Below are 12239 nucleotides of genomic sequence, written 5' to 3' on the forward strand. Positions count from 1 at the left end.
ACCGATCTCGCCCTGCTGACCGACCTGTACCAGCTCACGATGGCGCAGAGCTATTTTCAGAGCGGCAGGGTCGCGCCCTCGACCTTCAGCCTGTTCGTCCGCGACTATCCGCCCAACCGCGGTTACTTTGTCGCCGCGGGCCTCAAAGACGTGCTCGATTTTCTCGAAAGCTTCTCCTTCAGCCCCGCGGCGATCGACTATCTCCACTCGACGGGCATGTTCGCCGGCGATTTTCTCGACTATCTCCAGCGTCTCCGGTTCACCGGCGAAGTCTGGGCGGTTGCCGAGGGCCGGCTCTTTTTCAAGGATGAGCCGATCGTCGAGATCACCGCGCCGATCATCGAGGCGCAAATCGCCGAGACCTTCGTGATCAATCAGATCAATCTCCAATCGCTGATCGCGACCAAGGCGTCGCGCTGCATCCACGCCGCCGGCGGCCGGACCGTGGTGGATTTTTCCTTGCGCCGGACGCACGGAATCGACGCCGGCATCAAGGTCGCGCGAGCGAGCTACCTCGCCGGCTGCGCCGGCACCAGCAACGTCCTCGCGGGACGGAAGTACGGCATCCCCGTGGTCGGCACGATGGCCCATTCTTTTGTCTCGAGCTTCGAGCACGAGATCGACGCCTTTCGCGCCTTCGTCGGAAGCTTTCCCGACAATTCGATTTTGCTGATCGATACCTACGACACGATAGCGGGAGCCCAAAAAGCGGTCGAAGTCGCCCGCGAGATGGCCGCGCGCGGCCGGAAGCTCCGCGGCGTCCGCATCGACAGCGGCGATCTCGCCGCGCTGGCGCGCGCCGTCCGGAAAATCTTCGACGACGCCGGCTTCCGCGACGTGAAAATCATCGGCAGCGGCGGTTTGGACGAATACGACCTGGCTGAGTTCGCCAAGGCCGACGTTCCCTATGACAGCTACGGCGTCGGAACGAAGATGGGCGTCTCCGCCGACGCGCCGTGGCTGGACATGGCCTATAAATTGGTGGAACAGAACGGCAGGCCGGTGCTGAAGCTCAGCTCCGGCAAAGCCTACTGGCCGGGTCCGAAACAGATCTTCCGTGTGGTCGACGGGCAGCGAAGATTAAAAAAGGACGTGATTGCTCTTCGCTCCGAGAAACTTCCCGGCGCCGAGCCGCTGCTCAAAAAAGTGATGGTAAACGGCAAGACTCAAGGAACCTATCCGTCGCTCAAAGAAATCCGCGAGCGTTTTCTCGCCGAGTTCGAGCTGCTCGACGAAACAACCAAAGCGATTCGAGATCCGGAGCCGTATCCCGTGGAAATCAGCCCGCGGCTCAAGCAGCTCAACGAGGAAATCTCCCGCCAGGTGACCGAAGCCGAGCTGGAACCCGCCATTCGAACACGACGCGCCGCAGGAAAAAATTAGGCCGAATTATTTCCCTCTCAGCTCTCAACCGCGGGCGTGTCTAAGCGCGCTACGGCTTGTTTTTTTGAGACCGTCATAGTACTCCGACCGAGGTGGCTAAAGAGAAAAGCGACAAAGAACCCCGGGCATTACTCGCAGGCGCGCTCGACGCGGTGGAGCGGTGGGGGAACCGGCTGCCCGACCCGCTGACGCTCTTCGCTCTCTTTGCTGTCGCCGTTCTCATCCTATCGTGGATCGCCTCAACACTCGGCGCCGCCGCCGCGCATCCGGCGACCGGCAAGACGGTTGCGGCCGTCAACCTTCTCGACCGCCAGGGCCTTCAGAACATCTTCACCAAAGCGGTGACGAATTTTACGAGCTTCGCGCCCCTCGGCACGGTACTCGTCGCCATGCTCGGCGTGGGACTTGCCGAACAGAGCGGGCTTTTCTCGGCGGCGTTGAAAGGGCTCGTGGCCGGCGTGCCGCCGTGGCTTTTGACGACTGCCTTGGTCTTCGCCGCCGTCAACGCCGATCTCGCCGTGGATGCAGGGTACGTGATCCTCATTCCGCTCGGCGCGCTTCTCTTCGCCAGCGTCGGGCGCCATCCGATCGCCGGGCTCGCCGCGGCCTTCGCCGGCGTCTCCGGAGGATTCAGCAGCAATATTTTTTTGACGCCGCTCGACCCTTTGCTCGCCGGCCTCACGCAAGAGGCCGCGCGCCTCTACGACCCCAAATATACCGTGCCGATAACCGCCAACTACTATTTCATGATCGCATCGGCATTCCTGCAAACCGTCGTCGGCGTTTGGGTCACGATCAAGATCGTCGAGCCCAGACTTGGGCCGTATTCAGGTGCGGTGAAAGAGTCTCTGACGACCCTGGGTCGCGAGGAAAAGCGGGGACTCCTGGCGGCCGGTCTTACATTGCTCGTCGAGACGATTGTTCTGCTCGCCCTCACGGTTCCAGCCGATGGTCTTTTGCGCGACGCCAAAGGCGGCCTCGAGCCGTTTTTCCAGGGACTGGTAGCGATCATGTCGCTCGGCTTTTTCTTTCCCGGAGTTGCCTACGGCCTCGCCGCGGGAACCATAAAGAGCGACCGCGACGCGACGAGAATGATCGGCGACACCATGGGCACGATGGGAAGCTACATCGCCCTCGCATTCGTGGCGAGCCAGTTCATCGCCTATTTCGGCTGGTCCAATTTAGGGCTGATCACCGCCATCGGCGGCGCGGGACTGCTCAAAGCCTCCGGCCTGACCGGGATCACACTGATCGTTCTGTTCGTTCTCGTCTGCGCGCTCATCGATCTCTTTCTCGCCAGCGCGTCGGCCAAGTGGGCCGTGATCGGTCCGATCTTCGTTCCGATGTTAATGATCTTGGGTTACTCACCCGAGCTGGCGCAAGGCGCCTACCGCATCGGCGATTCGTTCACCAATATCATTACGCCGCTCATGCCGTACATGCCGCTCATCATCACCTTCGCGCAAAAATACGAACCGAAGATCGGCCTGGGCAGCATCCTCGCGATGATGCTCCCCTATTCGATCGCGTTCGCCGTCAGTTGGACGCTGCTACTTGTCGTCTGGTTTTTGTTCGGCATCCCTCTTGGCCCCGGCGCTTCCCTGACTTATCCTCCTTCTTAGAACCGATATGAGCCGCCTGAAATCCCTCTTCATGCTTCGACGCGCTCAGCATGAACGGAAGGTCGTCACCGACTCCACGGTCTGGTCCGTTCGCCCCTTCGATGAACTCAGGGCAGGCCCTGAGCCAGTCGAAGGGCGATCGGAGGAATATTACTGAGGAAACCCCTATGCCATTTTCCAAACTCGGTCTCTCGCCGAAAGTCGTCGAAGGCGTTCTCGCCGCCGGCTATACCGATCCGACCCCGATCCAGCTCCGCGCGATTCCGATTGTGCTGTCGGGACGCGACCTCATCGGCTGCGCGCAAACGGGCACGGGCAAGACCGCAGCATTTGCGCTGCCGATCCTCTCGCGCCTGGCGCAGCCCGGCGCGCTCCGCGCGCTCGTGCTCGAGCCCACGCGCGAGCTCGCCGCGCAGGTCGAGACGGCGATTCGCGATTACGGCCGCTTCACCAACCTGCGCACCACGGTCGTCTTCGGCGGCACCGGCTACGGCAAGCAAGACGAAGCGCTCAGGAAAGGCGTAGACATTCTCGTCGCGACGCCGGGTCGTCTGCTCGATCAGATGCAACGCGGCATGGTGCGGCTCGACAAGATCGAAATTCTCGTTTTGGACGAAGCGGACCGCATGCTCGACATGGGCTTTATGCCCGACGTGCGCCGCATCGTCGAGCGCTGCCCGCGCGCGCGCCAGACGATGCTGTTCTCCGCGACCATCCCGCCCGAGATCGAGCAGCTCTGCAAATGGGCGCTCAAGAACCCCGAGACCGTCGAGATCGGCCAGCGCCGCGCGCCCGCCGAGACCGTAACGCACGCGTTCTATCCCGTGGCGAGCGACCAGAAACAGGAATTGTTGGAAGAGCTATTAAAGCGCACCGAGTACGATCAGGTGCTGATCTTCTGTCGCACCAAGCACGGCGCCGACCGCGTCGCGCGCAAGCTGCATCAGGAAGGCCACGCCGTCGCCGTGCTCCACTCGAACCGCACCCAGCGCGAGCGCGAGCAGGCGTTGAACGGCTTCCGCAACGGCCGCTACGAAGTCATGGTCGCCACCGACATCGCCGCGCGCGGCCTCGACGTCGAGCAGATCAGCCACGTGATCAACTTCGACGTGCCGCATCATCCCGAGGACTACGTCCACCGCATCGGCCGCACCGGCCGCGCGCTCGCCGCCGGCGACGCCTTCACCATCGTGATCGCCGAGGACCTGCCGGAGATCGCCGCGATCGAGCGCTTCATCGGCCAGACGATTCCGCGCATCAAGCTGGAAGGCTTCCCCTACAAATACACGCGCCTGCTTGAAAAAGCGCCGCCGCCTCCGTTCGGCGCGCGCGGACGTCGGAAAAGCCGGTGGTGAGATTGAGCCGCGCCTAGAGGGGTCGGGCTGTATCGCTCCACTGCATTGTGATAACCTGCGTGGTAATGGAAAAATTCGACAGACATACCCTTGATCTCATCGCGCGGGCGGTCGTATCCGGCCGTCGTGGCCACGGAAAAAGATTGGATCGGGTCGCCGACGCGATCGCAGGACTCCTAAAAAACCGCTTGGCGGCCAGCGAGGCTCCTGGGGTCGCGCGCGCGCGCAGCAGCCATAAATCCGACAAATCACGACTGGACCGTGAAATATTAAACTCTCTTCTCCGTCGCATCGAGAAACACCTGGCCTCACGGGTGCTGACGCAAAGCGTAAATGGCCGCTCTCAGACGCGTTGACCTTAACAGGTTTTTCTCGTCCTTGGCCCGCCATCTTCCTTCTGCCGCAAAATTAACTTTGACGGGCGGCGGCGAGGCCATGCTGCTTGGAGGAAGCCGACCGACTGGCGACCTCGACTTCAGCTTGGTCATGTCGGCCGGCGATCCCGCTCTCTTTTCCGAAGTTGAAGCTGCCGTGGCGATGGCATCGCGAGAAGCTGGAGTGGCGGTTCAATACTCCACAGATATCGACCGCTGGTCGCAGGTGGCGATCCCAAAGGCAAAAACGAAAACGCGCTTCTACAAACGTTTTAGTTTGCTTTCCGTTCATCTCCTCGATCCAAAATGTTGGGCCGTCTACAAGCTGGGGCGTTATCTGGATTCAGACGTCGAGGACCTGGTGACCGTGCTAAAGCGGCAGAAAATATCTTGGTCTGGTTTGGCGCGGCTGTGTGGGGAGTGCCTTCGTTCAAGCCCGCGTTCGACTCAACTCTACCTCTTCCGCAGGCAAGTCGAGCATTTCTTCCAACAACATGGCCGAAAAGTGTGGGGGAAGAGTTTTGAAAGTGAAAGAGCCGTCGCGGTTTTCCACCGAGCCGCCAAAATCCACTCATCGTGATCGCCGAGGACCTGCCGCAATCAAGTTACTGAAGACCGAGCAGAGTGATTCATGAGTCCGATCATCATCGAAACTCTAAGACAAGCAAAACGACTGATCGTCATCGTCGTCGGCTTCACGGTTCTTCTCGGCGGAGTCGCCATGCTGGTCTTGCCCGGCCCCGCCATTCTCGTCATTCCCCTCGGCCTGGCCATTCTCGCAACCGAACTCGTCTGGGCCCGCCGGCTGCTCAACAGAGTAAAAAGCAAAATCCAGAATATGCGACAGTGAGGAGTTTTTTGCGATGTAATGATCACTGACCGAGCCTCTTGAGCTCGGCTCGCGCACCGCTCTTCGCGGTGAAGTTTGGAGGACAATCCTCTGCCGCGGCACGCAGCAACGGAACGGCTTCGGCGACTGCGCCTTTGAGAACTTTACCCTCGGCCGCGAAGAAGTTCGCTTCGCAGATCCGCTCGGATCTTTTTTTCGCGTCGACGTCTTCCGCCGCCGCATACATCGCCACCTCGTCAATCTTGCCAAGATAAAAGTTAATCACGGGGCCAGGCCAATTCTTTAGGTTGAGTCGTGGGGCGCGACTCTCCAGACCGGGTCGGCCATTTTGTCCGGCCCGCGTTTCGGCAAGATAAAGCCAAACCGCATGATACAGACTCGAAGGTTGAAGGTCGAAAGCTTTCGCGAGGTCAAGCACCGCTGCGTCAAAACGTCCTTGATAGAAGCGCGCGCGCCCGCGGTTGCCGAACGCAGCGGCGTAATTCGGATCCAGACGAACGGCGGCGTCGTAGTCCTGGATGGCCCGGTCATAGTCGCCTCGACTGCGAAAAATGTTTCCCCGATTGCTAAAGGCCAGGGCGTAGTCGGGCTTTAACTGGATCGCCTGGTCATAGTCCGCCATCGCCCGCTCGTCATCGCCCTTGTCCCGATAAGCGATACCGCGATTGTTGAACGTCATGGCGTCGGCAGGATTCGACCGGATCGCCTCGTCATAGTCCTTTATCGCGCGGTTATAGTCCTTCTTCGCGCGATAGATGTTGCCGCGGTTGTAGAGAGCAGCCGCATACTTCGGGTTTATACGGATGGCCATTTCATAGTCCTGCAATGCACGCTCATCATCTTTTTTCGCCGAGTAAGCGCGGGCGCGGTTAAAGTAGGCGGTCGAATAGTTGGAATCGTAAGCAATGGCGCGATCGTAATCCGCTATCGCGAGATCCGATTGTTTCTTGTCGAGGTAGGCGTTGCCGCGATTGTTGAAAGCAAAAACGTGGGTCGGATTGAGCCGTAACGCTTCATTGTAGTCCTGAATCGCGCGGTCGTAATCCTTCTTGTCGGCGTAGGCAAGACCACGGCTGTTGAACGCGTCCGCATAGTTGGAATTCGAGCGGATCGCCTCGGCAAAGTCCTGGATGGCGCGGTCGTATTCTTTTTTCCTTCGATAACCGAGCCCGCGGTTGTAGAAGTCCTGTGCCGTCTTCGGCTGTGCGAGATGATCCCGAATATTGTAGTCGGCGAGCTCGAACGTATTGGCAGTGCTTTCGGCTTTTGTCTTGATGACATTTTTAACCCGCGGCGCATACCACAAGATCCATTCACCGCAAATTTTATCCCGCCCCGCTCTACCGATCACATTACATTCGCAGCGGCATTCAAAGGCCTCGAAGCTGCCGGCCGCCACGGTGACGGTTTTAAAGGCGGTTGCCTCGCATGCTATTTCTACAGTCGCGCGGGTCGCCTTACTGGTCTGCGGTTGGCCCTCATACAAAGCGCCGCTCCTGTACTTCCAGATTCCACCCACGCGCAGAGGAAATTCCACGTTCAACATGATATTCCCGCTTTCGACCCTAAAGCGGTCGCCGCCGGGCTTTACGTAAATCCAGTAGTCGCCGGATTCATGGCTCGGACGTTCGGCTACCGGTCCCTGGTAATTTCCCGTGAGTTTCTCAGGCGATGCGGTCGGGGCGCCGCCGTAAGCGACGGCACCGAGGAAAAGCGACATTGAGACGCCCATGAACAAAGGGAAAGCTCCTCTGTTGCGCATGTCGGCCTCCAATGAAGACTTTGTCATTGCGGTGGCTGCTTATGGGCGGAGTCATACAACAACTATGGATAAAATGCCACAGCAAAGAGAGCCGGGCTGAATCAGCATCACAGTTCCAACTTATTCAGCCTCAGTGCGTTGGTGATGACCGAAACCGAGCTGAAGGTCATGGCGGCGCTGGCGATGACGGGGCTTAAGAGGATGCCGAAGAAAGGATAGAGCGCTCCGCAGTTACGATAGTGCAGCGCCCCTTTAGGCGCTCGTCTACAGCAGCCGAGCCAGAACTTCGGCGGGAATCTTCTGGCGGAGATGAGGGTGGGCTTCAAGAAACCGCGAAATATCGGCCAGGTCCTTCTGTCGCTTGCTGGACCGACGGGCGGGATCGAGCACTGCCCAGACTTTCCCTTGAAGAACATCCTCAAGGCTGGCGACGGGCAAGCGCAGTCCAAGAACATTGCGCACTGCGGCGCGCTCTAGAAACGCCTCATGCCGCGGATCAGTCTGAATCTGGACCCGCAGATCGGAGCCAGAGGCAGAGACTTTAAGACTATGAGCGAACCGTTCAACGTTGAACTCCTTATCCAGCAACCGCTCGGCCTTCGGGAGTTGATCCACAGCAATGACCATATCGAGATCAAGGCTTACAACCGGTTCTGCGTACGCGTTGACGCCTTGTCCGCCGAGCACGCAATAACGAATGCTGCGCTGGGTCAGCAGCTCGATCACCCGGCTCAAAAAGTCCGTTTGGTCAGCCACCACAACTTTCCAGAAAGCTTGTGCCCGCATAACGCAACTCGTTCGTACGAACAGGGAGGGTGGCTTATCAGGCCGCAGTCCGGGGGGTTGTTCCTCGTTTGCGGAGAGCACGCTCTTTAGCCAGCATCTCGCGTAGCCACTTATTGGCTATCACCTCCGGGCTTACTCCCCGGGATTTGGCAGCCGCGTGTAATTCTCGGGCGAGTGCAGGCTCAATAGAAAAAAGATGGCGCTTGCGCTTGAGTCGAAACGACATCTCCACTTCCTCGGTTTGATCCCAGTAGTTTCCCAGGTCGTGGGCGTCCCAGAATTCTCCGGCCTGTTCGAGCGTCCGAAAGCGCTTGGGGATCGGTCCTTTCTTATTTTTTTCCATATTGTCGTCGCTCCCTGGGCTTCATATCGCGCGCGCTAACAACGAGTGCGCGTCCGGAGGTCTTGAGAACAAAGAAAACTGCGAGATATCTCCCTCCTGTTGTCTTTCCCATTGCGGAGTATACATCTTCCCCAGCCACGTTTCCACGCGCAACCCTCCTGACACGTGGTCGCCCTGAGAAAACCTCTTCAACTTCCTCGATGCGGACGTGGTGCTTTCGCCAAAGCTTTTCAACGAACACATCGAGCTATATGATCTCACGAACTTCCACTTAGCTACCAGATCTCTGCGGAAAACCGTTCACGCTTTGACTCTAAAGCTCCAGCTTGTTCAACCTCAGTGCATTGCTGATGACGGAAACCGAGCTGAAGGTCATGGCGGCGCTGGCGATGACGGGGCTCAAGAGCAATCCAAAAAATGGATACAGCGCTCCGGCGGCGATCGGCACGCCCAAGATATTGTAGATAAAAGCGAAGAAAAGATTCTGGCGGATGTTGCGCATCGTGGCGCGGCTCAAGCGCCGCGCTTTGGCGATCCCGCGCAGGTCGCCCTTGACCAACGTAATCGCCGCGCTCTCGATCGCCACGTCGGTCCCCGTTCCCATGGCGATGCCGACTTGCGCTTGCGCCAGCGCCGGCGCGTCGTTGATGCCGTCGCCCGCCATGGCGACCATCCGTCCCTCGGCTTGCAGGCGCTTCACCACTGCTAATTTTTGCTCCGGCAATACCTCGGCCTCAAATTCGTCGATGCCGAGCTTCTTGGCGACCGCCTGGGCGGTGGTCCGGTTGTCGCCGGTCAGCATGACGATCTTAACGCCGTCCACGTGCAGCATCCGAATCGCCTCCGGAGTGCTCCGCTTGACCGGATCCGCCACGCCGAGCAAACCTGCGACGGTGTTTTCAATGACGACAAACATCACGGTCTGTCCGTCCTGTCTAAGCTTCTCCGCAAGATCGCTCCACTCTCCCGCCCTGATATCCAGAATATCGAGCAGCTTTTTGTTGCCGAGCGCGACTGTTTTACCATCCACTAACCCGACGATTCCTCTTCCGGTCAGAGATTTAAACTGAGACGCGGCGGAGAATGTCACTCCTCTCTCCTCGGCGGCCGATACGATCGCGCCCGCCAAAGGATGCTCGCTGTTGCGCTCCAGGCTCGCCGCCAACCGAAGGACCTCCAACTCATCGCCGTTTTCGAGAGTGACGATGGACGTGACCCGCGGCCTGCCTTCCGTCAGCGTTCCCGTCTTGTCCACGACCAGCGTGTCCACCTTCTGCATGACTTCGAGGGCTTCGGCATTTTTGATCAGGACTCCGGCGCCAGCGCCTCGCCCGATACCGACCATGATCGACATCGGCGTGGCTAAACCAAGAGCGCACGGGCACGCGATGATCAACACCGCGACGGCGTTGACGAGGGCGTACGTCATCCGCGGCTCCGGACCGACGATGCTCCAGACGATGAACGTGACGATCGCGATGAAGACCACCGCCGGAACAAAGTAACCGGCAACGACATCCGCTAGTTTTTGAATCGGCGCGCGGCTACGCTGAGCTTCGCTCACCATGCGCACGATCTGCGCGAGCAGCGTTTCGCTCCCGACGCGCTCCGCCCGCATCACGAAGCTGCCGGTGCCGTTCACCGTGCCGCCGGTGACCTTGCTGCCCGCGGTCTTTTCCATCGGAATCGGCTCGCCGGTAACCATCGACTCATCGACGGAAGTCGCGCCTTCCAGGACGACGCCATCGACGGGAATTTTTTCTCCGGGGCGTACTCTCAGGCGATCTCCGGGACGAATGCGGTCCAGCGGGACGTCTATTTCGCGACCGTCGTCATGAATCAAGCGCGCGGTCTTGGGAGCGAGTCCCAGCAGCGCTTTGATGGCGCTGCTCGTCCGGCTGCGCGCGCGGAGTTCGAGCACTTGACCGAGCAGCACCAAAGTCGTGATGACCGCGGCGGCGTCGAAGTAGACACCGACTTCGCCATTGTGCATGCGGAACGATTCCGGGAACAAATTCGGAAAAATCGTCGCAACGACACTGTAGACGTACGCGGCGCCGACGCCGATGGCGATGAGCGTAAACATGTTCGGGCTGCGGTTCATGATCGAGGCCCAGCCGCGCTCGAAGAACGGCCGGCCGCACCAGAGAACGACCGGCGTTGCTAGGAAAAGCTGAATCCAATTGAGAAGCCCGATCGGCAACAGCCGCTCAACGGGTCGGCCAGGAATGAGGTCGGACATGGCCAAGAAAAATATCGGCGCGGTAAGAACCACGCCGATCCAGAACCGGCGCGTCATGTCGATGAGCTCGGGATTCGGCTGCTCTTCGAGCGTCACCGTTCTTGGTTCCAGCGCCATGCCGCAAATGGGACAAGAGCCAGGCTCCGGCCGGACGATTTCAGGATGCATCGGGCAGACGTATTCGGTGCGCGTCGCTGCCGGCGCAACGGTGAGCAGATCCAACGCCATGCCGCACTTCGGGCAAGCTCCCGGTTTCGCTTGCCGCACTTCGGGATCCATCGGGCACGTATACACCGCGCCCGGAGGAGTTTCTTTCACCGGTTCTAAGGGAAGCTCCGGCTGGGAGGAAAGATATTTTTCGGGATTTTTCTTGAACGTCTCGAGGCAATAAGGATGGCAGAAGTAATACGTCTTGCCACTGTGCTCGGTCTTTGCCGCGGCAGTCGCTTCATCCACCTCCATCTTACAAACCGGATCGACCGCCATAGGATTGTCTCCGCTTATCCTCCTCTACTACTGTACTTGGAAATTCACCCGCTTCAAAGATGAAATGCTACGCTTCGGTTTTTGCTCCGCGCTTTTTTGGCGGCGCAATTTACGCGTGATTTTGCGCGGGTTTCATCAAACGCGGAAAAAAGGACGGTGTGGAGGCCATGTACCGTCCGTATCGCTCACCGAACTCAGCAAGGACTTCACGCTCTTCTCTGCGGGCAAGACGAACGTACATCGTCACTAAGATCGGGAACATTATCAACGTAACCAGCGTCGGCCATTGGAAAAGAAATCCGAGCATGATGACAATAAAGCCGGCGTACTGCGGGTGGCGCATGTAAGCGTATGGCCCGGCGGTTGCTAATTTGTTCGCCTGCTGCGCTTCGTACAGCACCTTCCACGAGGCCGACAGCAGGATGAAGCCGCCGAAAATAAGAACGTTGCTCAAGATGTGGAGTGGATCGAAATGCGGATTGATTTTCCAGCCGAAAATCGTGTTCCACAGATGACCGGCGTCGTGCGAGAAAAAATCCACGCCCGGATAGCGGCTGACGAGCCAGCCGGACAGGAGATAGATCGTCAGCGGGAAGCCGTACATCTCGACGAACAGAGCGACGATGAACGCCGAGAAGGCGCCGAACGAGCGCCAATCCCGCTCCGTGCGGGGCTTCGTGAAGCTGAAAGCGAAGATGATGAAGACGAGCGAGTTGATCACGACCAAAGACCACAAACCGTATGCGGGTGATTCTTCCATTTCAGACCTCCTTCGGGTTGTCCCCAGGAGCCCTACTTGTGTTCCATATGGGTTTGGTCATCTTGCCCGCGGCCTCCATGCCTGCCGTGCATCAAGTAGTGCAGGAGCGGGCAAAGCAGCAGCAAGGCGTACGGCAAGATGCCCAGCAGATGCGCTCTATGTTCCGTCCAGAGAAAAAAAGCTACGATGGCAGGGAAGCCGAGACAGATAAGACCGCTTCTCGAAAGAACCCAGCCGCCCAGGCGCGAAATTTGTTCCGTAGGCATGATCTTCCCT

General features: G+C 59.0%; 12 protein-coding genes. 5 read left to right on the forward strand and 7 right to left on the reverse strand.

Features of this window, described 5'->3' with window-relative positions; translation table 11 throughout:
• The 5 genes from VGL70_11675 to VGL70_11695 form a co-directional block, all read left to right on the forward strand.
• A partial coding sequence (locus tag VGL70_11675) for a nicotinate phosphoribosyltransferase (GenBank protein ID HEY3304182.1) occupies positions 1 to 1383 on the forward strand: 1383 nt, incomplete at its 5' end.
• Positions 1384 to 1475: 92 nt separating this feature from the next.
• On the forward strand, positions 1476 to 3005 hold the full coding sequence (locus tag VGL70_11680) for an AbgT family transporter (GenBank protein ID HEY3304183.1): 1530 nt from the start codon (positions 1476 to 1478) through the stop codon (positions 3003 to 3005).
• A gap of 167 nt (positions 3006 to 3172) precedes the next feature.
• Complete coding sequence (locus tag VGL70_11685; GenBank protein HEY3304184.1) at positions 3173 to 4360, forward strand: DEAD/DEAH box helicase; 1188 nt, start codon at positions 3173 to 3175, stop codon at positions 4358 to 4360.
• 333 nt (positions 4361 to 4693) lie between these two features.
• Positions 4694 to 5314 carry a hypothetical protein gene (locus tag VGL70_11690; protein ID HEY3304185.1) on the forward strand — a complete coding sequence of 207 codons (621 nt, stop codon included), beginning with the start codon at positions 4694 to 4696 and terminating at the stop codon, positions 5312 to 5314.
• Between the two features lie 51 nt (positions 5315 to 5365).
• Positions 5366 to 5584, forward strand: coding sequence for a PGPGW domain-containing protein (locus tag VGL70_11695; protein HEY3304186.1), 219 nt, complete (start codon positions 5366 to 5368; stop codon positions 5582 to 5584).
• Between the two features lie 22 nt (positions 5585 to 5606).
• Here the strand turns inward: VGL70_11695 and VGL70_11700 are convergent, their stop codons facing one another.
• The 7 genes from VGL70_11700 to VGL70_11730 all read right to left on the reverse strand — a co-directional run bounded on the left by VGL70_11700 (position 5607) and on the right by VGL70_11730 (position 12229).
• Positions 5607 to 7346: a tetratricopeptide repeat protein gene (locus tag VGL70_11700; protein ID HEY3304187.1), complete on the reverse strand. Its 1740-nt coding sequence runs from the start codon at positions 7344 to 7346 to the stop codon at positions 5607 to 5609.
• Positions 7347 to 7610: 264 nt separating this feature from the next.
• Positions 7611 to 8132, reverse strand: coding sequence for a hypothetical protein (locus VGL70_11705; GenBank protein HEY3304188.1), 522 nt, complete (start codon positions 8130 to 8132; stop codon positions 7611 to 7613).
• 37 nt (positions 8133 to 8169) lie between these two features.
• Positions 8170 to 8475: a CopG family antitoxin gene (locus VGL70_11710; GenBank protein HEY3304189.1), complete on the reverse strand. Its 306-nt coding sequence runs from the start codon at positions 8473 to 8475 to the stop codon at positions 8170 to 8172.
• Complete coding sequence (locus VGL70_11715; protein HEY3304190.1) at positions 8462 to 8716, reverse strand: BrnT family toxin; 255 nt, start codon at positions 8714 to 8716, stop codon at positions 8462 to 8464. The genes VGL70_11710 and VGL70_11715 overlap by 14 nt, the downstream gene beginning before the upstream one ends.
• Before the next feature lie 72 nt (positions 8717 to 8788).
• A complete protein-coding gene (locus VGL70_11720) occupies positions 8789 to 11203 on the reverse strand; it encodes a heavy metal translocating P-type ATPase (GenBank protein HEY3304191.1) in 2415 nt (804 codons plus the stop codon).
• Between the two features lie 109 nt (positions 11204 to 11312).
• Positions 11313 to 11963, reverse strand: coding sequence for an isoprenylcysteine carboxylmethyltransferase family protein (locus VGL70_11725; GenBank protein ID HEY3304192.1), 651 nt, complete (start codon positions 11961 to 11963; stop codon positions 11313 to 11315).
• A gap of 32 nt (positions 11964 to 11995) precedes the next feature.
• On the reverse strand, positions 11996 to 12229 hold the full coding sequence (locus tag VGL70_11730; GenBank protein HEY3304193.1) for a DUF2933 domain-containing protein: 234 nt from the start codon (positions 12227 to 12229) through the stop codon (positions 11996 to 11998).
• Positions 12230 to 12239 lie beyond the last annotated feature (10 nt).

This window comes from Candidatus Binatia bacterium, from assembly GCA_036504975.1.
In the GTDB taxonomy this organism is placed as follows: Bacteria; Desulfobacterota; Binatia; order UBA9968; family UBA9968; genus JAJPJQ01.